The sequence below is a fragment of the Phormidesmis sp. 146-12 genome, assembly GCF_052939495.1.
On the sequence record NZ_JBJPHS010000020.1, the window covers coordinates 60,201 to 83,397 of the forward strand.

Here is a 23,197-nt window from a genome sequence, read left to right on the forward strand (position 1 = left end):
CATGTCAAAAAAGATGTTTCCAACTAATCCGATTTGAAGTAATCGGTAAACGTGGGCTAACCAAGGTAACTCTTGTCAATTCGTAATTGAATGTTTCCAACTAATCCGATTTGAAGTAATCGGTAAACTCACCCCCCAGGGAGCCTTCTCCTAGAAGGGGTTTCAAGCCTCCAAACCACAGAGGGTCTTTTTGCTCATGGAATCACTATAGCATTGGGGCAAAAAATAGAGAAGTCAACAGCCGAAACACTTACGCAGCAGGCGACCCACAGAGGTCAACCAAAGAATAAGGCTTTCAGCGATCCGCCGACCTGTGTGGCAAAGCAGAGTTTCTATCAGAAAACATGCGGATCTCGGCCCCCAAAAAACACAGAAAAGCTCAAACAATGTAACAAGTTGGCGGTGGTTCAGGTAGCGGACTGCCAATGGTCAACACCCGCGACACCGCATCCTGCGAAATCCAATAAAACCGCACACTATCTTCTGAGTCCTTCACCTTGCCCTGCACCTTTTGATAAAGTTGCCGCATTTCCTCCAAACTCAGGAAACACTCAAACACCGAATATTGCACCCGTCGCCCATGCCCCTCCAAAAAATTTGAGAGCTTCAGTCGTCTCTTATCATCAGGAATGTCATAAACCACAACCACCAACATCAAATTACTCTCCGAAACGGTTCATAAGCACAACTCCCCAGCAGAGCCTTCACATACCGCTTCACCTGAAGCTGAATCACCCGTCGATAAGACACAGACGTTTGCACATCGGGATGAGACACCGTTTCACAAATCCGCGCCTCAAAATGCTTCAAAAACGTTCGCCGCGCCGCATTCTCCAAATAAATGCCACCCCCCACCTTGGGATAAGTAAAATCAGTCGGACTGAGAATCTTCTGATTTACTAGCTTTATCACCAACGTATCCACAATGGGAGACCGAAACTCCTCCATCAGATCAAACGCCAAATCCGCCCGTTGCCGCTCCATACCATGCAAATTGCCCAAATACGGATTCAGCCCCTCCGCCAGCAGCAAACTAAACACATTGTTGAGCAGCAGCGTATAGCCAAAACTCAGCAGCGCATTCATCGGATCTTTGGGCGGATGAAAATTGCGCTCCGTAAACGTAAACCCTGGATTGACAATCAGCTTACTCAGCGCTGAAAAATACTGCGCCGCCCCCGCTCCCTCATATCCCCGCACCTGATCGATCGATGCCGCATCATCCAACCGTCCCACTGCTTCCCGCAATTCATCGAGTCGAGCGATCGCAGTCACGACTTCTGGAAATTGCCGCTTTCGATTTAGCCGTAGCAGCCCTTGCTTAGAGTTCCAGAGTTTCCCTTGCACGATAGATTTTGCGATCGCCAGCCGAAAGGCCTGATCTTTCTGACGCTCAAACTGAGCCGTCTCCAGCGTGAGATTGGCAGATTCTGCACTCCACAAATGCCCCTTGTATTCTCCCAATTGCGTCAGAAACACCACAGGGATCTTCAACTCCAGACAGGTCGAAATCACAGCCGTCGTCAGTTGAATATTGCCAAACACCAAAATTCGCTCAACTTCCCGAATCGGAATTTCAAGCTTCGGCTCTTTGGGCGGCTGCACCACAAAGCACTCCTGTTCGCGACTCATCACCGTTCCCTGTTGAACTAGATAAAGCGTTGCCATATCAATTTTCCAAGTAGTTTCATCCGAAGCGATCGACCCTGAATCATGCGATCTCACTTGATACCCCAACACCACAAACAATGGCGGCGGGATCGGAGTCTGCGCGGACTTCAGCGCCTCCACCAATGCCCATTGCATCTGGGTAGGTTGCACAATGGGATCGGCATGAATCAGCCGAAGCCCGTCATCTTTTGCCCTTGTCAAGTTCTGATCTTGGGCAGGCTTTTTGATCTGCACGACCACCGTTTTGGCAAATGCATGTCCCAAAAACCGAAAGCCGCGATCGAAGTTAGTGATTTGTGTTTTTTCTGGATGCAACTTCAACTTCATTGCACTCAACAGATCAGCAACCTCTTGCTTGGCCTCAATGATTCGCCGCTCTGTGCGGGCCATCACCAAAAAATCATCCGCAAAGCGAACCACTTTTAGCCCCAATTCTGTCAACCGTTCATCCAAATCATCCAGGTAAACATTGGCAAGAATTGGCGAAACCACCGCACCTTGGGGAATGCCTTTTTGCCGCATCACTAACCCTGCGCCCGTCAAAACAGGAGCCGTAATCCAAGATCGAATCAGCGTTAAAAACTTTGGCTCATCCAACTGTTCTCGCACTTCTGCCAACAAGCGATCGTGCGAGATCTCGCCAAAATAATTCACAATGTCGGCATCCAAGACCCAGGTATGGCCGCGATCGCGCCAATATCCCACTCGTTCTACCGCTAGTAGATGCGATCGCCCAGGGCGATAGGCAAAACTACACGGCTCAAACTGAGGTTCGAGCAGGGGATGTAGCACATTCAGAAGCGCTTGCTGCACAATGCGATCTCGAACCGTTGGCACCCCTAGTTCTCTGACTCCTCCCAATTTCTTAGGGATCAGAATTTACCGCAACGGTAACGGATGATAAGTTCCTTGAGCAACGGCTTTTTGAAGAACAGCGAGATATTGATCTGCTTTTAGGGTAAAGTGCTCGATCGTTTCCCCATCCACACCTGCACAGCCCCGATTTTCTGCAACGTCCTCCCAGGCAATCCGAAAGTTCTCAAAGCTGAGAAAGCGATCATAAAAAGCCATCACGTCTCATATCAATTCAAAGATTCGCTACAAATGCTTCGGTCTAGAGATTGCCCCTACCTCATTTGCAGGATTCTCGGTTCTGTGTTGTATTCAGGATTTAAATGAGTATCGTTTATCGTCTCTTCACTTCGCCCTATTCATGCCATCAAATCAAACGCCTTGACTCCGGTTGGCTAGATCAGGCAGGGGCCTCTCTGTTTGGCTCGTCTACTGCGGTCTCAAACAGATCGGCTAAATTGCAGCATTGCAGCAGTTGGGCACTTTCTGGAATTAAGGAATCTTGCAGCTTGTATACTTGCTGAAGAATGGCTAATTCACGTCCATATTCACGCTGAACCGTCTCGATCGTTTCCTCTGGTGCAGTCGTCAAGGGAGGCGTTTTTAATAAGTAGAGCGCCATATTGATGTTTGACAAAGGGTTTCGTAGCTCTTGATAAAAGTGGTTGAGTAGACCATCGCGAGTGCCAGAATTTTGCTCCGATGCGGAAGTTTGAGACACATCGGGGCGAGAGCGATCGCTGGCTTCCTGTCTCGCGATCGCTTGTCTACTAAAGCGTTTGAGTAGTGCAGATTGTTTGGCTAATCGTCCTGAAATCGCCCCCAAAAGCTCAGTTGCAGTACAAGGCTTGGTGAGATAGTCATCCGCCCCCAACTCCATGCCGTATCGAATATCAGACTTGGTGCTTCTCGCGGTCAGAAAAATAAAGGGAATCCCAGCCGTTTCGGGAGATTTTCGCAAATGCGTCAAAACAGAATAACCGTCTAAATCGGGCATCTGCACATCGCACAAAATCAGATCAGGATGATGCTCACGAGCAAGATTAACCCCCACATTTCCATTCTCTCCCCCAATGCCTCGAAAGCCCTCAGCTTCTAATAAATCTAAAATTGATTCTCGAACCGTTTGTTCGTCTTCAATGACTAAAATTGTTTTCATCGCTTGCCTGCATCCTCAACGGCAGTGTGACTGTAAAAGTGGTGCCTTTTTCGACTTCGCTGACGACTTCAATCGTGCCGCCATGTAAGTCAACGCACTGTTTGACGATCGATAACCCTAACCCAGTACCCGGAATGCCATGTACATTACTGGCGCGGTGAAAGGAGTTAAACAATTGTGCCTGGTCACTTTCTGGAATACCAATACCGTGGTCTTGAATACGGAAAATTGCATTCTCTTGATTACAGATTAAATCAATTAAAATACTTTCACCTTGTGGAGAATACTTAACTGCATTTGAAAGCAGATTAGTCAGGATGTGTTGTAACAGTTTCTCGTCTAAGTAAGGGAGTTGAATATCGTTTTCTGATGGATTAATTGAAATGCCTTTATACTCAAATTGAATTGTGCAGGGCTTTACTTGTGACAGTTTTAATTCTTCGATTAAGTCCTGACAAAATTGGATTAAATCGATCGGTTTTGGCTTATATTGCAGTTTGCCTGCTTCAGTTTCTCCAACTAGCAAAACTTCGTTAAGTAGCTGATTCATGCGCCTGACTGAAAGTTGAATGCGTTGAAGGTAAGTTGTTTTTTTGGCATCCGTTAATTGGTCTCCGTAGCGCTCTAAAAGCTCGGTCGAAAAGAGAATTGCGTTTAATGGATTACGAAATTCGTGAGAGACAACGGAGACAAATCTTGATTTGAGTTCATGCACTTCCCGTTCTTTGTCAAGAGAAGCTTGAATTGCGGTTTCGGCTTTGTGACGGGAGAGCGCAATCTCGATCGTTGTGATCAATTCTCGGTCTTCAAAGGGTTTGAGAATATAGCCAAAGGGTTCTGTAATTTTTGCGCGACTGAGGGTGTTTTCGTCCGCGTGAGCCGTCAGATACACAACAGGAAGATGGAAAGTTTGACGGATTTTCTCAGCCGTTTCTACGCCATCTATTTCGCCGCGCAGCCGAATATCCATCAGCACCAGATCAGGCTGAAATTGAGCAACATTTTCTAACGCCTCAACCGCACAGGTCGCGATCGCCACCACTTCATAACCTGCATTGAGCAAGCTGCTTTGAATATCTAAAGCAATGATGCTTTCGTCTTCTACAATTAGGATCTGAGCGGGTGGCATGGGCTAAAATTTTTGTTTTTGATCGGTAAAGTTAATTTTGAAGGTAGAGCCATTTTCTCGGTCTAAATCAAGGGTGCCTTGAAGCTGTCTGGTTAAATTACAGACTAATTGTAATCCTAATGATTTTGTTTTACGAAAGTCGATATCAGAGGGCAACCCAGACCCGTCATCCTGCACGACTAGAAGATAGCGATCGTTCGTTTCCGCAGAGAGCGCAATACTAATTTGACCAGACTTCTCAGTAGAAAAAGCGTATTTCAAGGAGTTAGAAACGAGTTCATTAATAATCAGACCACAAGGGATTGCGGTGTCAATACTCAGCCGAACATCTTCAACAGTGAGATTGAGAGAAACGGCTCGTGAACTAATGGAATAAGATCGAAATAAATCATTCACTAGACTCCGAATATATTCTGCGAAATCTGTTTTTGCTAAATCCTCTGATTGGTACAACTTTTCGTGAATTAAGGCCATTGCCCGCACTCGATTTTGGCTTTCCTTAAAAACTTCTAGAATACGATCGTCTTTAATGTACCCGGCTTGTAGTTTGAGCAAACTAGAGATAACTTGCAGATTGTTTTTAACGCGATGGTGAATTTCTTTGAGCATCACTTCTTTTTCTTGTAGCGATTCTCGAATTTGATTTTCGGCTCGTTTGCGATCGGTAATATCAATGACTGACCCAATGATTTCAACCGGATGCCCCTGGCGATCGCGCAGTAGTTTCATTCCATCTCGTAGCCACCGATAAGACCCATCTTGGTGCAAAAACTGATATTCACAACTGACTTGCTCTGTGACAAATAGTTGAGACATTTTGGTTAACACATTGGGCAAATCATCCGGGTGAATGCGATCGATCCAAAAGTGCGGATCTTTGAGATATTGCCACACTTCATAGCCAAGTTGTTGGATGACATTTTCGCTAACAAAAGTGCAGGGTCGATTGCGATTGGGTTGACAAGTATAGATGACCGAGGGATTAGAAGAAAGCAGATATTTGAAGCGAGCTTGAGTGGCGAGTAAGGCTTTTTCGGCCCATTTACGATCGGTAATATCCCGCTGTAGGGCGACGTAGTGAGTCAGGTTTCCGGCGGGATCAACGATCGGGACAATGTTCAAATCTACCCAAAATTCAGAGCCGTCTTTGCGGTAGTTGAGCAGTTCGATTTGAATAGGTTTGCCGTGATTAAGCGCGTGACGAATTTTGTCTAACTGGACTCGATTACTTTTGGGCCCTTGTAGAATGCGCGGCGTTTTTCCTAACACTTCTTCGGCGCTGTAGCCTGTCGAAGCGGTGAATGCAGCATTCGTATAAATGATTTTAGGATTGTCAGAATTTGCGTCTGTAATAATCACCGAATCATTGCCATTGACGACTACAGATTCTAAAAGTCGCAATCGGTCTTCTGCGCGCTGGCGTTCTTGTTGAGCTTGGGCTTCTTGTAGGACGATCGACAAATAATCTGCAATCTCCATCAGCGTCGCCACTTCATAATCACTCCATTCACGAGGTTCGGGGGCATTAAAGCAGAGTAGCCCTAATTTTTGATTAGAGTGTTGCACCGGGACAGAGAGAATGGCGCAAGCCTTACGGGCCACCATCGAAGCGGCGATCGGGGACAAAAACGCCTCCTGAGTGACATCTTGAATGATGATCGGCTGACGGCGATCGATAATTTCTAGATAAGTGGGTGCCTCAGATAAGTCTTCGACCATTCCCTGCAAGGTCGGCATCGTTTCTGGCTGTACCGAGTGGACGGCTGTGAGCAATCCATCATCGATCACCCCATACAAAACGCGCAGTGTCTTAAAGTAGCGGCCAATTTGTTGAATGGTCGATTCAATGACTTGCTCGACTGACAATCCTGCTGTGATTCCAGTTGTGATGCTATTTAGCAATCGTAGACAGATTTGACTTTCTCGTAGACTTTGTTCAATTTGTTTGCGTTGAGCGATTTCTTGCTGTAGCTGCTCATTGGTGCTTCGGAGTTCTACAGTACGTTCTTCTACTCGAATTTCAAGTCTTTCTTTAGCGTTGCGTAAAACTGATTCGGCTCTTTTCTGTGCAGTGATATCGGTAGCAACTCCAATTAAGCCCACAACCTGATCTTGTTTGTCTCTCAGTGGCGTTGCGCGAGTGTCATAAATTATGCCGTTAACCTCGATCGTCAGGCTGCCTTCAGACCCTGCCAGTACTTGTTGCGCTGCTTTTAACAACTCTGGATGGTCTTGGTATAAGTCAAACATAGATCGCCCAACGACTTCGCCTGACTTACGCCGAATTGCACTCAGTCCTTTGCCTTCAGAAAGGGTAAAAATGCCGTTACGATCGAGGGCATATAAAATCGTTGGCGTATTGGTGACGACGGTTCGCAGCAGTTTTTCTCGTTCTGCTAGTGCGATTTCTGCCCGTTTTGCTTCTGTGATATCTCGGCAGCTAATAACTCGCCCAATGATCTGATCGCCCAGTCGCTGAGGTTTTGAATAGCGCTCAAACACTCGACCATCTTTGAGTTCTAAAATAATTTGACTTTCGAGATTGGGCTGCTCAAATTCTGCTTTTAATTGATGTAAAAAAACATGGGAATTTTGCAACTGGTCGATCGCTTTTTCTAATAGTTCTTGCTCACTATCTAACGATTCGACTAGCCCCCACTGCTCAGAAAATTTGTGGTTAAAGTTGAGAATATTGCCGGAGATGTCGATCGCTAAAATTCCGTCGGCTGTGGCTTCTAAAGTGGTTTGTAGTAAACAGAGCGATTGTTCTAAATTGGCGCGTGTGCGTCTGCGTTCGGTAATGTCGGTGATCATCGCCAATACGCCTTTGTAGGTGCCCTGGGTAAAGATGGGTGTGGCAGAGACGATCGCCCACAAATCAGCCCCATTTTTGCAGAGAAACTTACAGTCGTGCTGTCCCTGATCACCCTGACGCAGACGATCCAAACACTGGGCCGCGATCGCTTGTCCTTCTGCATCCATAAAGTCAAACAGCGACTTACCCAGCATTTCTTCGACGCTGTAGCCCAACATCTGAGCGAGTCTGCCATTCGCAAAGCTGGTTTTTTCTGCTGTATCTAAAACCCAAATTCCCTCAGTGGCGGTTTCAATAATCCGGCGATATCGTTCCTCACTTTCCTGGAGGGCGGGTTTGGATTGGCTAATTTCTGCCTGCAACTGGGCGATCGTGCTTCCAATTTCTGCTAGATACGATCGCACCTGCTGCACCTGCGAATCGGGGAAAGAAGCCGTCTCAATCCACTGGTCGATCGCTTGCTGCAAGGCGGTGAATGGTGGCGAATCGGGCAATTGCATGATCTCGTCGGCAGGGTTCGTGAAGGCATTAGGACTTGGCTTTGAATTTCCGGTCGGCTGTCCCGGTCGGCTGTCCCCGAATATTAAGGATTTTCCGCAACTCTTTGAAGTTCAAGGGTAGTGTTCCCTGCATAATGGGATCTGCAACGGTATTGTCACTTAGCTACTTTTCTCTTCTGGCTATGTAGTTCTCTCTATGGTTTATCGGTTGCTCAAAAACTTTTGATTAAGCCCCTCACAAATTTACTGATGGAAGCCGTTCTAAAAAATCTGGTTGGAGAAGCTGGTGTTTGTCCCTGGGACAGTCTGGAGGCGACGCAGCGATCGTCCCTTTCTCAAGCGGCTCCGGGAAGTACGATCGCCTATGTCGTCTATCCCCACAACTCAACAGAATTGGCGGCTGTCATAACCTGTGCCGCCGAAAATGGCTGGCGAGTCTTGCCCTGTGGTGGTGGGAGTAAGTTGGGCTGGGGCGGACTGGTACAAGGCGTGAATTTGGTGGTCAGCACTCAACGGCTAAATCGAGTCATCGACCATGCGATCGGGGATTTGACCGTGACGGCCGAGGCAGGTTTGTGCTTTTCAGACTTACAAACTGTGTTGGCTAAGGCGGGACAATTTTTGGCGATCGACCCTAGTTATCCCGATCGCGCCACATTGGGAGGCATCATCGCGACGGCTGATACAGGCTCTCTACGACATCGCTACAACAGTGTGAGAGACATGCTTTTGGGCGTTTCGTTTGTTCGCAGTGATGGGCAGATCGTCAAAGCGGGCGGGCGAGTCGTCAAGAATGTAGCAGGCTATGACTTGATGAAGCTGCTGACTGGATCTTATGGAACGTTGGGCATCTTGACGCAGGTGACGTTTCGCGTGTATCCGATTCCAGAAGCCTCTCAGACCGTGGTATTGGCGGGCGACAGAGACAAAATTGCTCAAGCAACCCAAACCCTGATCAACTCTGCGTTAGAGCCGTCGGCGATCGACCTGCTCTCCAGTCAGACCATGAGAACTTTAGAGCTGGGTTCAGACGTGGGGTTAGCCGTCCGGTTTCAGAGCATTGGTGCCAGTGTCAAACAGCAAGCCGCGCAGATGGTAGCGTTAGCCACCGCCTTGGGATTGTCTACGACCCTTTACGCTGAGTCAGCAGAAACCCTTCTATGGCAACGATTGGCTCAACAAATGCCTACGGCTGCCCAGTCCGACACGATCGCCTGCAAAATAGGAGTCAGACCATCTGAAGCGGTCGCTGTTCTCAGTCAAATTGAGGAAAAGTTAAGTAGTGCAATTGCCCTGATTCATGCCGGAAGTGGAATCGGCTTTTTGGTGTTAGACCGTGCCGTGACCCGATCAACGCAAATTTTGGAGGTACGATCGATCTGTGAAGCTGCGGGTGGCTATTTGTCTCTTCTACAAGCGCCGATCGCGTTCAAACAGCAGATGGAGGTTTGGGGCTATTCGGGCAGTGCGATCGAGGTGATGAAGAAAATCAAACAGCAATTTGACCCTTCGGCACGCTTAAGTCCTCACCGTTTTGTAGGCGGTATTTGAAAAATAGAATTAAAATGCAAACGTTTGAACCCTCCACAAATTCTGAATCTTCTGAACCGACGGCCGCAAGATTTCTAGGCTTTGACCCCAATCAGCCGCCCGATCCCACCCTGATCGATAGCTGTGTTCACTGTGGATTTTGCTTATCGACCTGTCCGAGCTATCGCGTGATTGGCAAAGAAACCGATTCGCCGAGAGGTCGGATTTATCTGATGGATGGCGTGAATGAAGGTGAAATTCCGCTTTCTCCGGCGACGGTGCAGCATTTTGACTCGTGTTTGGGCTGTTTGGCTTGTGTGACGACCTGCCCATCGGGCGTGCAATACGACAAATTGATTGCGGCTACCCGTCCTCAAGTCGAACGCAACCACGATCGCCCCCTTCCCGAAAAGCTTTTGAGACAACTGATTTTCTCGGTGTTTCCCTATCCTCAGCGAATGCGGGTCTTGTTGCGACCGTTGGGGCTGTATCAAAAATCGGGTCTGCAAAAAATGGTGCGATCGCTCGGTTTTCTCAAGCAGATTTCACCTCAGTTGGCGGCGATGGAGTCGATGTTGCCTAAGATCGCGCCCCAGGCGTTTGTGGATACGATTCCGACCTTTATTCCCGCTGACGGAGAAAAGCGCTATCGAGTCGGGATGCTGTTGGGCTGTGTGCAGCGATTATTTAACCCAGATGTCAATGATGCGACGGTGAGAGTGTTGACAGCAAACGGCTGCGAAATTGTCGTGCCCAAATCTCAAGGGTGTTGTGGGGCGCTGTCTCATCACCAGGGGCAAGAAGATCAGGCGAAAGTCTTTGCTCGTCAGATGATCGACAGTTTTGCTAACACGGGTGTAGATGCGATCGTGATCAATGCGTCGGGCTGCGGTCACACGCTCAAAGAATACGCCCACATTTTGCAAGACGACCCAAACTATTCCCAAACGGCTAAAGAATTTGTCAGCAAAGTCAAAGATGTTCAAGAATTTCTCGCAGAGGTGGGGCTGACGGCCAAACTTTCTCCGCTTCAAGACAAGCCATTAGTGATGGTTTATCAAGATGCCTGTCATATGCTGCACGGACAAAAGATCAGTCTGCAACCTCGCCAATTATTAAAACAAATTCCCGGTGTGCAATTGAGAGAACCGATCGATGCTGCGCTCTGTTGTGGAAGTGCAGGGGTATACAACATTCTCCAACCTGACGTAGCCGAAGAGTTGGGTCGCCAAAAAGTTGAGAACTTGACCAATACCAAAGCGCAAATTATCGCGTCGGCCAACATCGGTTGCTATGTACAAATCACCAAACATTTAGAACTACAACACAAAACAATCCCTGTTTTACATCCAATGCAGTTGTTGGACTACTCGATTCGGGGTATTCAGTTACCAAAGGATTAAATTCATGAGTGATAACGAGTCATAAAAAATGGATGCCTCCACAGATAGATCTTATTAAGAAATAAATCTCTCACAAGATAAGTAGGTTTTGAGAAATCAACCTTCTACAGTTGAAGCACATTCCTGTAGAAACTTTGGTCGTGAGCATTTATATCCTTGAACTCCTGGTAATTGGGTTATTGCTGTTGATGGTGACGCTGGGGTCGGGGTGGATTGCTCGTTTGCCGCTCTCCTATGCACTCATCTATCTCATTGTTGGAATTGTTCTCAGTCCCTATGGATTTAATCTGATTCAAATTCGCCCGGAGACAGAATTTTTAGAACGAGTTGCTGAATTTGTAGTATTGATTTCTCTGTTTAGCTGCGGCCTGAAAATGAATCGCCCCTTGCGGCTTTGGGCGTGGAATTCGACCGCTCGACTAATTGGATTTTTGATGCCCATCTCGATTTTTGCGTTGGCAGCGATCGGTCACTGGGTTCTCAAAATGGATTGGGGGCCAGCGATTCTCTTGGGTGCAATCTTAGCCCCAACTGATCCGGTTCTCGCGTCTGAAGTGCAATTGGATGACCCAAACGATCGCGACGAACTCAGATTTGGTCTCACGTCTGAAGGCGGACTCAACGACGCGCTGGCCTTTCCGTTTGTCTATTTTGGACTGCGATCGCTCAAAGACCCTAACTGGGACAACTGGTTTAAAGAATGGGTGGCGATCGATTTGCTTTGGGCGATCTTTGCCGGATTGGTCATGGGCTACCTGGTTGCTAGAGTGATTCGATGGGTCGATCACAAGCTGCAACGAGTGCAAACAGTGGATGAGTTGATGGAGGATTTCGTCGCATTAAGTATCGTTTTAATCAGCTACTCGCTCACCGAAATTATTAATGGCTACGGTTTTTTAGCCGTCTTTGTCGCGGGTGTGACGATGCGCCGCCGTCGCGATCTTGATAAATCCATTTCACAACTACACTTCATCGAGCGTCTCGAAAAACTATCAGAAATTGGGACGATTCTTCTGCTGGGTTCTCTGTTGCGTGTTGAACCAATGCTGCGCTTTGCGGGAGATGCTTTTATCGTGGCAGGGGCGCTCTTTTTGGTGATTCGTCCGGTGGGTGCCTGGCTGAGTACGATCGCCCTTCCTGGTCACCCGGCTACTCGCTGGCTCTATGGCTGGTTTGGCATTCGCGGCGTTGGTTCGATTTACTATCTCGCGTATGCACTCGGCTCTGGACTAAAAGGTGATACCGGAGAACGCATTGCCTGGATTACGTTTATTACGATCGTTCTTTCGGTGATCTTGCACGGTGTGACCGCAACGCCTCTGATGAAGTGGTACGAACGCAACGTCGAAGGGAATACCATACTAGAAGAAGATCCTGCACAACATGAAAGAGATGTAGAAGGGGCATAAAAATTATGCAAAGATGAACCCAAACAGCCGCTCAACTTAAATTAATACAACATCCAATTCAACGTGTTAATTGTGAATTTGATTGTTAATTGTGAATTTGATGGTAAATTTTCCCCTGCGTTGTTGAGAACTTCTGCCCCCCAACCCCCGAATTCTGGGAAACTTTCAGACAAGATTTCCGGTTCAATGTCCTTGCTGAGATCCTTCGCCCCTAAATCCCCCAAAAATGCGGGACTTTGAGCCGTCGTCATGGCTTTGAACTTTGGAAATCTTTCCTTTGTCAAAGTCCCCCAGAATGGGGGATTTAGGGGGCTGAAGCCGCCTGAAACGAAGTGACAACGACTTGTGTCTACACGGTAGCCTAGTAAGGCGGGGAGCTATCCCACCTTTATGAGTGGGTATGAGTGGGGAAGCCGTAGGCAGAGGGTAGAGAATCTGTGGCAATGGAAGATCAAAGTGATATTAGCGGGGATCAGTCTGCCACACTCTTGAGATACAAAGGGAAACTTGGAGCGACAACCGGAGCGCAGAAATCCATCAAATTCACGTTAAATCAAGGGCAATTAGTAGCGAAAGACTGCCGCGACAGGGGTATCATCGGGCACTTTTTCCGGTTCGACAGCGTAGACCGTTCCGCCATGAAAAATGGTTTGAATCGCGGCTGCATTGAGCAGATCTTCATCGCCAGGTTGAGCATCGTTGTGCATTTCAAGCTCCATTGAATCAGGATCAAAATGCCCCCATTTTTGCACACCCACCGGAACGAAAAGCTGTTCTACACGACCATAAAACGCGCCTTGAATCACTTCATCTAAATTGTTTGATCCTTTGCCAGCCGCGATCGACTCATGATAGTAATCGATCGCTTTTTGCTGGTCTGTTTCAAACTGCGGCTCTACGATCGCCCAAGCTTCTGCATGAAGTCCTTGGGGGGTTTGCTGCTTTGTATTGTGTTGGATTCCTTCTTCAACAATGAAATTGTAGGTGTTTGCTTCGTGATAAATGGGCAGCAAATAGTTAACACCTGCTAAAACAAGAGGCGATCGCCGATTGCGAAAAAAGTCGTGCAGCGCTCTATCAACTAGGTGAAAATATTGCAGCAGATCTTCCTTGACGTTTTCGCGCTCGCCTCCCTGTCCGTGATATGAGCCACCACCTTGTAAGGCTGCACGACCTGCACCACCGCCCTGTCGCCGCTGTTCATCTTTGGCTGTCTCGTCATACTGCAACGCTTCATCCATGTGCTTGGGCAAGCCTTCGATTTCAATTTCACGAGTAATGCCGTAGCGGTTGCCCTCCACAAGACGCACGTCGCGCTGACCCAGGGTGAGAATATAAAAGCGATCGTCTCCACTCAACAGGGGAATTAATGGCTTGAGATGAAAGCGATCGCTCACGATGACCAGTTCTATCAGGTTGATCGGCACGCGATAATAACGGAAAAATCTCTCTGCAATAAACAAAGCTAAACCTGCGTTTTGATTCTGCCAAAATTCATTGTTACCCAATGCGATCGCGGGCTGAAGAAGTTGACCTGCATCAGTCGGGCGCAATCCATATTTTTCTAATTCTGCTTCTGCCTGTCGAATTAAATTCTTAAAACGGAGAGTGTTTTGCTGAGTTTCTGAACCAAGCTGCACAGTCGGCATGTAGATTGACACACACAATCCTTGCGGCTGTTCGACAAGTTCTTTCAGTTCTTCGATCGAAAGAAAGCTCATATGATTAGGGTGAAAATTAACGAGAGATAAATGTGAATTACTCACACAAAAATCGTAAAAATCTTTTTAAGCCGAAGCCCCTGCCCAATGGTAGAAAACAAAGGTAGAAAAGCAGCCCGATCGTCTAGAAGCCTAATTGAACGTGAATTCGATGAGAGTTTTTTCGCTTCGTTGTTCACGGCTTCTGCCCCCCAACCCCCCAATTTTGGGGGACTTTCAGAGAGGAATTCTGGTTCAAAGTCCCTCACTCGTGGGGGATTTAGGGGGCGTTCCTGGATCTAAAAGCGAAGCGAAGCGTTCATCGAACTGACGTTAATTGACTGACGAAACTTTTTGCTTGGCGGTTAAAACCGCAGCTATAAAAACAAAATCCACCGTCGCGGCATTAACAAACCCCTGGCTGGAGCTAGTCTGCGAAGGCGGACTTCGTTCTTCTAGGCGCGAATTCTATTCGCCAGCGCCCAGGACTTGTCCCTCTTCTTCAATTCGATGCTGAATTGTAATGCCTCGACTCTGCATGACTTGTTCAAACAAGTCGGTCGATAACGCTTGCTCGATCGCCCATACGCCCGGTTTTTTTAACTGCCCAGATAACAACAATTCCACGACGGTTCCGGTGCCAACTCCTGCGGCGATCGCGGTGTCTGAATGAGTCAACGTCGAATAACAGCGAGTCGGCTGACCATTCTTAGTGCCAATCACTTCTGAACGAATCGCTACCCCAATGCCGCTAAAGCGATCGGTAACATCGGTCATAAAGTGGCTGACATAGGACAAAAATTCAATCACGGCTGAATTGCGTAGCCAGCTTGGATGCCACCAGCGCGCTACACTCCAGGTCAGATAATTGTAGAAGCGGGGCACCGTTGCAAACTTGGTAATCACTGTTTTGACGGAAAAAGTATCTGGTAATGTAAAAGCTTCTGGCATATCGAACCAGTAAACGCCAATTTTTCCATAGGGTTCAGGAAACTCGACGACTTCACGATCGCTGTAGGGTTTGACCGATCGCCATTCGCCATTCATCCAGGCCTCAAAGGGTCGCTGTAGCCCCAAAAAAGTCGTTCTCATCACCGTCACGCCTGCCCCACCAGACCCAGAAACCACGTAGCTGAGATGAATCGTTTCTGCCTCATCTAACTGCTCAACGCCCTGCCGCACCATACTATTGGAGATGCCTGGAAAGATGCCCGTATTGATCACGGCGGTGACTCCAGCGGCTTCGGCCTGAGTGCGATATTCGAGAGCTTTGCGCGTAAAGGAAGGATGATCGCTGACATCAACATAGCTGACTCCATGTTCAATACACAGTCTCAACACAGTGGCATCGCGATAGTGAAATGGGCCAGCACAGTGAACGACCACATTGACAGCAGAAATCGCTTCCTGCAAAGTTTTTTGATCCGCGAGATCGATCGTGAGAAATCGTACTTGATCGCCCAACAATTCGCTTTTGTGTTCGCCTTTTGTGAGATTGCGTCCGGCGATCGTCACCTGCGCCTGGGTGTGCGCCAACAAATCGGCTGCAACTTTACTGCCCACTCGTCCACTGCCACCGAGAATTAAAACTTGGTCTGTCATGCGATCGTCCGGTTCACAATTTTTTAGATGAGAGAGTTTCGCAAAATGCTCTCTGGCGAGTCAGGAATGCTGCTGCCCTCAATTATTTTCCCCGATTTTGAGCCACTACTTCTGCTTTAACACGGCGCCAAAGGTAGATTTCAAGGATTCTGTTGCATCTCGTAATGTTTGCACGATCGGCTGTTGAGCATGAATAAAAACTCTCGCACAATTGCGTCCTGGCATTCCTGAAATCGAGCCACCGGGATGGGTTCCGGCTCCCGTGAGAAACAGTCCGTCGATCGGAGTCTTATAGTTGGCCAATTCTGGCAACGGACGGAAAAATACCATTTGATCGAGTGTCATATCAATGTGATAGTAATTTCCTTTGAGTGCGCCCAACCGTTCGCCTAACTCTGCGGGACTTTCGACTCGACGAGCGATCGTCGCTTTCTTCAAATTTGGCGCGTATTCAGCCAGTTTATCGAGACAGCGATCGGCCACTTTATTCTTCAAATCATCTGTCCAACCTGTGCCATTGAGTCCGGCACCTTCTGCGCCTTCAATTTGGTAGGGGGCAAAGAATTCGATCCACAAAGTGTGCTGGCCGTCGGGTGCCATTGTCGGGTCGAGCATCGTCGGCTGAACAACATACATCGAGGGATCGGCATCAGGAATTCGACCGATCGCGGGTTCCGTGTGAGCAATCTCGACATGTTTAACGGAATCAGCAATGAGAATGGAACCGATCGTATAGTCGTCTCGGTGATTGTAACGCTCAAATCTCAAAGGCTCTGATAACGCGCAATCAATTTTGAGAATGGTTTCGTTGTTATTAACGATTCGCCGCTCTAATCGCTCGCGCAATTCTGGAGAAGCCGCATCGACATCACTGTGATCCATGAGATTTAGAAACAATCGCTTCGCATCGATATTAGAAATTACGCCTTTTGTAGAACGATATTCCTGCCCATTAGACATGCGAACGCCAACCGCACGACCATCATCAACGAGAACCTGTTTGACCTTTTGATCGGTGAGAATTTCGCCCCCCAAACTTTTGACCAACTTGACCAACGCCTGCACCAGTGCGCCTGTTCCACCTTTGGGCCGTGCCATTCCAGGATGGTGTCGCATCGCCATCATCATCGCTCCGATCGCTAAATTCTTCTGAGAAGGGGGCGCACCCAATTCACACGCCAATCGAGCCAGGGGCGCTTTGACAATCTCCTCATCAAACCATTCATTGAGAATATCTTCGGCGCTCGTCAACATATTGCGAACGAAATCCAGCACCTTATTTGACGATCCCACAACGGACAGCAAATCCTTGATTTTAGAAATATCGTAGTTACCAAGAATATCAATGACTGATTTGGGCGGCGCATTAAACATCGGCACCATTGCATTCACAGCCCGCTGCCAATAGCTTGTAAATTCTGCATATTTTTGAGCATCCCGATCGCTATATCGCGCAATCTCTGCACAGGTTTTCTCGACCGATTGATGCGCCAAAAAATACTTACCATCGGGATGCGGACAAAACACAACCGGATCACAAAATAGATATTCCAATCCATACTTTTCCAGTTCTAATTCCTGCACAACCGGGCCGAGGTGAATAAACTCATGGTCGATCGCACATAAATTAAATTTAAACTCCGGCGTTTCAGGAATGACTGCTTCGGTTGTGGCCGCTCCTCCGGGCACCGATCGCTTTTCTAGCAGCAACACTTTATATCCCGCCTTCAATAAATAAGCCCCGCAGACCAGCCCGTTGTGTCCCGCCCCAATGATAATCACGTCATACATACGATCGCTGCTCCATCTTTTAAGCTGCCTCTGATTTGCCTACTCCTCCAGTCAGATTATTGCGTATCCTGAGTAACTTTTTCCTTCAGTCGTGAGAAGGATGAATCGATCGCCCGTCTGCGCGATGGTTATATCTGAACGCAATGCCGATCCTCTATCAATTAATTGGAGAATGAAAAATGGTAATGACCCTTGATGACACCAAGCGCATGGCGATCGGGATGAAGCTCGCTGATATGAAAGCGCTGTTGGAGCTATTGATCTCTAATGAACAAAAGTTTATCTCGGCAGTTAGCGATCAAGATATCGTCGATCGCTTTAGAGACATGCTGAAAGATGATCAAAAAAACTTAGGCATTCTTGAAACCGTCATCATTCAATATGGCGTTAAGTCTGAACCTAAAGACACGATCACTCAAATGATCAGCAAGCTTGATGAGTTGATGTCGGGTTCTGAGCTAACCATCTATGAAAAGGTCTTCCAACACGAACTCCTCAAGCACCAAATCGTGATGAGTGGAATTGTGGTTCACAAGGCGGCTCAAAAAGTGGGTGCTGACGTAGAAGCTGCGATCACTCCCCTCAATACCGTCAACTTTGAAGAACGCGCTCACCAGGAGCAACTTAAAGGTGTTCTAGAAGTGTTAGGCGTTCGTGAACTCACTGGGCAAGAAGCCGATCAAGGTCTGTGGGCACGGGTTCAAGATGCAGTTGCGGCTCTGACGGGAGTTGCAGGCAGTGTCGTGACCCAAACCTCTGACAAGTCAGATATGAACCTTCAGGATGTGATTCGGATGGATCACCAAAAAGTCAACACTTTGTTCATGGAGATCAACCAAACCAAAGATCCTCAAAAGCGTCAGGAATACTTTGGTCAGATCTACAAAGATCTCAATGCCCACTCTCGCGCTGAAGAAGAAGTTGCCTACCCTGCGGTGCGTGGCAGATATCCTGAAGCCGACCTCAAGGAACTCTATGATGAGCAAGCTGAGATGAAGGTGTTGATGGATCAGATTCGATCGATGAATCCTGCTTCTGATGAATTCCTAAACGCTGTCAATCGCCTAAAAGACATTGTGATGGATCACGTTCGCCAAGAAGAAAGCACCTATTTTGGGGCGATCCGCGACAACTTCAGCAGCGACGAAAGCGAGCAACTCGCCACTCAGTTTAAAGCTGCTAAGAGCCGCATTCAAGATGAAATGTCTTCTTCGATGAAGTAGGACGATGAATTAGAAATGACTTGCACTCTGCACTCGATTTGAACTATTCAGAGTCTAACTATTTCTCACAATAACTTTCGGGATAGCGAACTCAAGGAGGGTCAAAAATGGCTCTCCTTTTTTATTGGGTTATTTGTGGCTGGTCTTGCTCGCGTTCGATGAAGCTCTTTCGCTTGGATGTTTAAATCTTCTGCCCCCAAGCTGCTAATTTTAGGAGAATTTCAAGCAAGCGTTCTGGCTCAAAGTTCCTCACAATCATACGTCGTAGAAATTATTCAACTCGACGTTCTTCTAAAATGGGATTGATGTTTAACGATCAATAGCTACGGTTTGTCTAAATGCAGCAATTGAGGTGAGATGTGAAAAAAGGCGGCGAGTTCGTTGGCTTGACGATCGCTGATTTTGCGTTGATGATTCAAGATTTCGAGAACGATCGCTTCACTGCCTAAAATTGGAGCAAGATCTTTGGGTGCAAGTTTTGCTTACTCTATGACTTGGCGTTCTTCTACAATGAGATTGGCGTTCAGCGATCGACGTTCCATCATGAGACAAACCATTGAAATCTCAGATCATCTGGCAACCCAAATTGAGCAATATTTGCAGAAGCACCCCGAAGTTACACTGTCTGATCTGATCGAAACAGCGTTAGAACAAAAGCTGACGTTGAGTGCTGAGGATGAGTCGCCTGAGTTGATTGATTGGATGCGTCGAGAGGTGGCAATTGGGGCAGAGCAAGCCGATCGACAAGAATTTAGCAAAAAAACGCTGAATGAAATTAAAGCTCAAGTGTTGTTAGAGCATCAACAACATGGACAAGTAAGAGACAATGCCGCACTATAAGCTGACCATTCAGGCGGAGCAAGATTATCGAGACATTTTGAGCTTTACGCTGGATAAGTGGGGAGTCAATCAGCTTGAGAAGTATGCCACGCTTCTTGATAAGACGTTCGATCGTCTCGCTGGAATGCCAGGACTGGGGAATCGACGAGATGACATTCGACCAGGCTACTACCGATATCATATGGGGAGACACTACATCTTCTATCGAGTCGTACAAGAGGGGATCGAAGTTGTTCGTATCTTGGACGATCGACGACAGATTGAAGAGCAGTTATTTCCGATGTAAATTATTGACCCAGGTATTCAATCTGAGAAACGTTAATGATGTCGTAAAAGACAATGGTGTCACAAAGTTTTAGAAAATCCTAGGACTGCCTCGTGCTAAAGTTCACAGTTCTTTGCGCGAGAAAAGAGAACTTGAGACGGGGCGACCAGCCACCGCTAAAGCTCCCCAAAACCCCGCAGGTAAGTGTCCTTCTCTAGCGGAGACGTCAAAAGTTACATCGTCATAGCTGCTGTACTCTGGGTTTTTCATCCATTCGACTCGATCCGAGAACTTTTCCCAACTTCCTTTATGATATGTGCCGTCTAAGGGGTTTCCCGCGTCAATGTAGATTTGCTTTTGCACACTGAATCCAAATCGTCCACCACTGAATTTTACCCACAACTGGTCAATGGTACGGAGATCCTCGCAGGGGAATTGCTGAACATCTTCTACTCGCAAATATCTTTCTTCTGTTCGGTTTGCAACCTCCAGCATAACCTTGTCCGTTTCTTGATCGGCTTCCTTCCACCGTCCGTTTGAGAGGTAGTTTTGTAGCGATCGATATCGATCATGAATCACAGTCCTTACCACTCGCAAAGCATTACCAGGGCGACTTTGAGAATCAGTGTAAGCGGTTAGATTGTCGCGATCGGGCGATACTTGCAATTCTTCAACAGTGGGTAATCGATAGTCATACACGACACGTTTAGATTGCAGATTTGCTTGAGTTGCCAACCACGCACAAAACCATCTTGCATCTTGCCAACTGATTCCAATGACAGGTTCGTTTTCATAATTTGGAGGAATGACAAGCAGCGTTCCTTGAGAGTGAAACTGTTCCGTGACTTGCGATTGCATGAACAGTTGATATTCACCGCAGGTAATGTAGTTGGGATCGATTTGGGTTTTGGGGTCGATCTCAATCAGTTGACGAAACCGTTCTTCAAGCCGCACTTTTGCTCGAAGTTCTGGGGTTAAATTTACCTCTATCAACGCTTGAGAGAGTTGATTTTGCAAGTCTGCATCGACTTTGCTGTTTTCTCCGATCGCCATTCGTCGTGCCAAAATCAATGCATATTCAGTGCGACTTTCTAATGCAACTTGAACAAACTTTGTCGCACCCTGCAACGCTGCATAAAAGCAAATTACTTCTTTCCAATCAGGGTTATGAAACTGCTCGATTAACAATGACTCCTGATTTTGTTGGCTGAGTTCGATCGCAGCAAGATACTCCTGAAAGGTTTTGTGCGTGAACTGGTAGAGATTGCTTTCGCCACCTGCCAACAGCCCTGCAATGTCTTGAATTTCTCGCAAAAACTTCTTAGGCGTAAGCGTCCCATCCGACACTAGCTCAGACAACTTGACCTGAATCCACTGCGCCGCTTGAGTTGGGGTAAACTGCGTCACATTCTGCTGGGTCAGATTTACCGCCAAAATTTGCAGCACCGCTTGATTGTCTTCAGCAGATTTAAGGGTTAGCTGAGTTTCCCGTCGGTTGGGACGAATCTCTAACAGCGTTTTGAAAATCTCTTGATAAAGCGTGACTCGACGAGTCGGAAGCGCGATCGACACCTGATGCGTAATCGCAATGATCGTCACCAAAAGCGGATTGTTAGCCAACTCATTGAGCGCTGGATTTTGGGCGAGTTGGTTGATCAGGGCGATCGCGCTTTCTTGAGCATCTAAATCGGTTTGCGCCTCAACCTGATCGCGATCTAGTCGTTTCGATTCTACTTGCGTTTGACTTCGCTCTAGTGCAGGTTGCCAATATTCCTCCTCACGAGCGCGATACCACTTGTGAATAAAGGCTGATTTTTGTTCTCGATTAAAGTCACGAATCCCGACTTGCTGCATCCCGTCAAACAGAGTGCTGTCATAGCCATGCGATCGAGACGTGAGAATCAACGGTGTCGGGTAGTTTTGCATTTGCCAATTTGCCCATCGGCTCACCTTCTCGCGCTGGCCATCGGGCACCTCATCCAAGCCATCCAGCATGATCAGACACTTTCCCTGCTGCAATTGCTCTTTGAACCATTGACTCGACGCTTTCAACTCCTCACACAGCGGCAATCGTCGAACTTGATCGGTGATCAAATCGGGTAATGTGGGCGATCGTTCATCTTGAATTTGGGTGTAAATCGATCGCAGCAGCAACAACACCGGAATCAACCTTTGGGCACGATGTTCTCGATAAGATGTGTTTGCATAGTTGAGAGTTAGAAATCGCGTCAGTGTGGTTTTGCCATATCCTGGATCAGCGACGATCGCCAATCGACAAACCTGACTTTCTAGACGATCCACGTTTGGCAACAGATCCCAAATGCTTTTGATGCGGTCAACCTGAAACGCTCTTGTTGGATCAGAATCTAATCGAACGGGCACAAAAACTTTCTCTAACGGCAAAGGCTTTAAGTAGCCCTTCACCCCTTCAATCTTTAACTTGTCGCAGTAGGCTTTGAGCGCTTCAAGATACTTTTTCTCAAATCCAGACGCTTGACTAAAAACGCTTTCGCCTTTCTTGACGGCTGCATTGCCCATCTGATCCAACCCTTCTTCAGCCCGCTTGTGGACAGGTTGCATCAGCTTCACCACATACCCCGCCCCTAACGCAAAAGCCGCCGAAATCATCGCCTTGGGCAGATCGCTCTCTCTAAAAAACGACCACAGCGCATTCGCGCCACCCCCCGCTACGATCGCCTTGAGAATAATATCTGCAACCTGCTCCGATCGATTGGGCGACTTTGACTCAGACGACGTTTTTGCTGAGGACGATTCTTCAGACATGGCTTTTTCTACCGAAGGCAATCGCTTCTCATACTAACCTGTGTCTTTTTATATTGTGGCGAAAGAAGGATTTAAGGGATCATACGCTCATTCGATTGTCAGCCTGTCCCATTCAATTGTCAGTCGCGCTCATTCGATTGGCAGCCCGTCTCATTCAATTGTCAGCCCGTCCCATTCGATTGTCAGTTGCGCTCATTCGATTGGCAGTCCGTCTAACTCGATTGTCGGCTGCGTTCATTCGATTGGCAGACGCGCACTTTGAATTCGCCCGATCGCACAAGCTTTGTCAAGAGAGCTTATTGACTCCGCAATGCATCTCGGAAAGCCATCACCGCGTCGTGTTGATCAGAAATCATTGCACATCGTACCAACAGATCCAAATCTAACTTCGGGAGAAACTCACTGCGCGAAATCTGTTCATACTGGTCATCTCGCAAACGATGGATTACAAGGTTGCCTTTGCGCCATATCCACACTTCAGGCACTTCTAGCCCACGATAAATCTCTAACTTATCCAGCAACCC

Annotated in this window: 16 protein-coding genes, 1 pseudogene and 1 CRISPR repeat array (1 of these 18 running past the window's edge); of the genes and pseudogenes, 6 read left to right on the forward strand and 11 right to left on the reverse strand. The window is 47.5% G+C overall.

Annotation, left to right across the window (positions count from 1 at the left end; genetic code table 11):
• Window positions 1–128: a CRISPR direct-repeat array (repeat unit 36 nt; unit sequence GTTTCCAACTAATCCGATTTGAAGTAATCGGTAAAC) (it extends 1,014 nt beyond the left edge of the window).
• A 251-nt stretch (window positions 129–379) separates the two neighbouring features.
• The 6 genes from cas2 to ACKFKF_RS11500 all read right to left on the reverse strand — a co-directional run bounded on the left by cas2 (window position 380) and on the right by ACKFKF_RS11500 (window position 8,126).
• Window positions 380–655 (reverse strand): CRISPR-associated endonuclease Cas2, encoded by a 276-nt coding sequence (gene cas2, locus ACKFKF_RS11475; RefSeq protein WP_446861360.1) that lies wholly within the window; start codon window positions 653–655, stop codon window positions 380–382.
• Window positions 655–2,532: a CRISPR-associated endonuclease Cas1 gene (gene cas1 / locus ACKFKF_RS11480; RefSeq protein WP_446867836.1), complete on the reverse strand. Its 1,878-nt coding sequence runs from the start codon at window positions 2,530–2,532 to the stop codon at window positions 655–657. Before cas1 ends, cas2 begins: the two co-directional genes overlap by 1 nt.
• Window positions 2,533–2,550: 18 nt before the next feature.
• Window positions 2,551–2,742, reverse strand: coding sequence for a hypothetical protein (locus ACKFKF_RS11485; protein ID WP_446867837.1), 192 nt, complete (start codon window positions 2,740–2,742; stop codon window positions 2,551–2,553).
• A 181-nt stretch (window positions 2,743–2,923) separates the two neighbouring features.
• A complete protein-coding gene (locus ACKFKF_RS11490; RefSeq protein WP_446867838.1) occupies window positions 2,924–3,682 on the reverse strand; it encodes a response regulator transcription factor in 759 nt (252 codons plus the stop codon).
• Window positions 3,660–4,811 carry a hybrid sensor histidine kinase/response regulator gene (locus tag ACKFKF_RS11495; RefSeq protein ID WP_446867839.1) on the reverse strand — a complete coding sequence of 384 codons (1,152 nt, stop codon included), beginning with the start codon at window positions 4,809–4,811 and terminating at the stop codon, window positions 3,660–3,662. Before ACKFKF_RS11495 ends, ACKFKF_RS11490 begins: the two co-directional genes overlap by 23 nt.
• 3 nt (window positions 4,812–4,814) lie before the next feature.
• Entirely contained in the window at window positions 4,815–8,126 is a 3,312-nt protein-coding gene (locus ACKFKF_RS11500) for a PAS domain S-box protein (RefSeq protein ID WP_446867840.1), read from the reverse strand.
• A 249-nt stretch (window positions 8,127–8,375) separates the two neighbouring features.
• Between ACKFKF_RS11500 and ACKFKF_RS11505 the strand changes: the two genes are divergently transcribed.
• The 3 genes from ACKFKF_RS11505 (at window position 8,376) to ACKFKF_RS11515 (ending at window position 12,468) form a co-directional block, all read left to right on the forward strand.
• Window positions 8,376–9,677 carry an FAD-binding oxidoreductase gene (locus tag ACKFKF_RS11505; RefSeq protein WP_446867841.1) on the forward strand — a complete coding sequence of 434 codons (1,302 nt, stop codon included), beginning with the start codon at window positions 8,376–8,378 and terminating at the stop codon, window positions 9,675–9,677.
• Between the two features lie 14 nt (window positions 9,678–9,691).
• Window positions 9,692–11,059: a glycolate oxidase subunit GlcF gene (gene glcF / locus ACKFKF_RS11510; protein ID WP_446867842.1), complete on the forward strand. Its 1,368-nt coding sequence runs from the start codon at window positions 9,692–9,694 to the stop codon at window positions 11,057–11,059.
• Between the two features lie 140 nt (window positions 11,060–11,199).
• Window positions 11,200–12,468: a cation:proton antiporter gene (locus ACKFKF_RS11515; protein WP_446867843.1), complete on the forward strand. Its 1,269-nt coding sequence runs from the start codon at window positions 11,200–11,202 to the stop codon at window positions 12,466–12,468.
• Between the two features lie 563 nt (window positions 12,469–13,031).
• Here ACKFKF_RS11515 and ACKFKF_RS11520 read toward each other — a convergent pair.
• From ACKFKF_RS11520 to crtO, 3 genes are all read right to left on the reverse strand, one after another.
• Complete coding sequence (locus tag ACKFKF_RS11520) at window positions 13,032–14,189, reverse strand: baeRF3 domain-containing protein (protein WP_446867844.1); 1,158 nt, start codon at window positions 14,187–14,189, stop codon at window positions 13,032–13,034.
• Window positions 14,190–14,636: 447 nt separating this feature from the next.
• Window positions 14,637–15,770: a saccharopine dehydrogenase family protein gene (locus ACKFKF_RS11525; protein WP_446867845.1), complete on the reverse strand. Its 1,134-nt coding sequence runs from the start codon at window positions 15,768–15,770 to the stop codon at window positions 14,637–14,639.
• Between the two features lie 105 nt (window positions 15,771–15,875).
• Window positions 15,876–17,561 carry a beta-carotene ketolase CrtO gene (crtO, locus tag ACKFKF_RS11530; RefSeq protein WP_446867846.1) on the reverse strand — a complete coding sequence of 562 codons (1,686 nt, stop codon included), beginning with the start codon at window positions 17,559–17,561 and terminating at the stop codon, window positions 15,876–15,878.
• A gap of 179 nt (window positions 17,562–17,740) precedes the next feature.
• On the opposite strand from crtO, the gene ACKFKF_RS11535 reads away from it, so the two are divergent.
• The 3 genes from ACKFKF_RS11535 (at window position 17,741) to ACKFKF_RS11545 (ending at window position 19,910) form a co-directional block, all read left to right on the forward strand.
• On the forward strand, window positions 17,741–18,784 hold the full coding sequence (locus tag ACKFKF_RS11535; RefSeq protein ID WP_446867847.1) for a hemerythrin domain-containing protein: 1,044 nt from the start codon (window positions 17,741–17,743) through the stop codon (window positions 18,782–18,784).
• 543 nt (window positions 18,785–19,327) lie between these two features.
• Window positions 19,328–19,624 (forward strand): hypothetical protein, encoded by a 297-nt coding sequence (locus tag ACKFKF_RS11540; protein ID WP_446861347.1) that lies wholly within the window; start codon window positions 19,328–19,330, stop codon window positions 19,622–19,624.
• Window positions 19,611–19,910 carry a type II toxin-antitoxin system RelE/ParE family toxin gene (locus ACKFKF_RS11545; protein WP_446867848.1) on the forward strand — a complete coding sequence of 100 codons (300 nt, stop codon included), beginning with the start codon at window positions 19,611–19,613 and terminating at the stop codon, window positions 19,908–19,910. The genes ACKFKF_RS11540 and ACKFKF_RS11545 overlap by 14 nt, the downstream gene beginning before the upstream one ends.
• 102 nt (window positions 19,911–20,012) lie before the next feature.
• On the opposite strand, the gene ACKFKF_RS11550 is transcribed toward ACKFKF_RS11545, so the two are convergent.
• Together ACKFKF_RS11550 and ACKFKF_RS11555 are read right to left on the reverse strand one after the other, a co-directional pair.
• Window positions 20,013–22,673: a GUN4 domain-containing protein gene (locus tag ACKFKF_RS11550; protein WP_446867849.1), complete on the reverse strand. Its 2,661-nt coding sequence runs from the start codon at window positions 22,671–22,673 to the stop codon at window positions 20,013–20,015.
• A gap of 296 nt (window positions 22,674–22,969) precedes the next feature.
• A pseudogene (locus ACKFKF_RS11555) lies at window positions 22,970–23,197 on the reverse strand (Uma2 family endonuclease); the annotation flags it as partial.

Bases quoted from the DNA above. Each gene is read 5' to 3' on its own strand.
- cas2 (WP_446861360.1), bottom strand. From the start codon at position 655: ATGTTGGTGGTTGTGGTTTATGACATTCCTGATGATAAGAGACGACTG.
- ACKFKF_RS11485 (WP_446867837.1), bottom strand. From the start codon at position 2,742: ATGGCTTTTTATGATCGCTTTCTCAGCTTTGAGAACTTTCGGATTGCC.
- ACKFKF_RS11490 (WP_446867838.1), bottom strand. From the start codon at position 3,682: ATGAAAACAATTTTAGTCATTGAAGACGAACAAACGGTTCGAGAATCA.
- ACKFKF_RS11495 (WP_446867839.1), bottom strand. From the start codon at position 4,811: ATGCCACCCGCTCAGATCCTAATTGTAGAAGACGAAAGCATCATTGCT.
- ACKFKF_RS11500 (WP_446867840.1), bottom strand. From the start codon at position 8,126: ATGCAATTGCCCGATTCGCCACCATTCACCGCCTTGCAGCAAGCGATC.
- ACKFKF_RS11505 (WP_446867841.1), top strand. From the start codon at position 8,376: ATGGAAGCCGTTCTAAAAAATCTGGTTGGAGAAGCTGGTGTTTGTCCC.
- glcF (WP_446867842.1), top strand. From the start codon at position 9,692: ATGCAAACGTTTGAACCCTCCACAAATTCTGAATCTTCTGAACCGACG.
- ACKFKF_RS11520 (WP_446867844.1), bottom strand. From the start codon at position 14,189: ATGAGCTTTCTTTCGATCGAAGAACTGAAAGAACTTGTCGAACAGCCG.
- ACKFKF_RS11525 (WP_446867845.1), bottom strand. From the start codon at position 15,770: ATGACAGACCAAGTTTTAATTCTCGGTGGCAGTGGACGAGTGGGCAGT.
- crtO (WP_446867846.1), bottom strand. From the start codon at position 17,561: ATGTATGACGTGATTATCATTGGGGCGGGACACAACGGGCTGGTCTGC.
- ACKFKF_RS11535 (WP_446867847.1), top strand. From the start codon at position 17,741: ATGGTAATGACCCTTGATGACACCAAGCGCATGGCGATCGGGATGAAG.
- ACKFKF_RS11540 (WP_446861347.1), top strand. From the start codon at position 19,328: ATGAGACAAACCATTGAAATCTCAGATCATCTGGCAACCCAAATTGAG.
- ACKFKF_RS11545 (WP_446867848.1), top strand. From the start codon at position 19,611: ATGCCGCACTATAAGCTGACCATTCAGGCGGAGCAAGATTATCGAGAC.
- ACKFKF_RS11550 (WP_446867849.1), bottom strand. From the start codon at position 22,673: ATGTCTGAAGAATCGTCCTCAGCAAAAACGTCGTCTGAGTCAAAGTCG.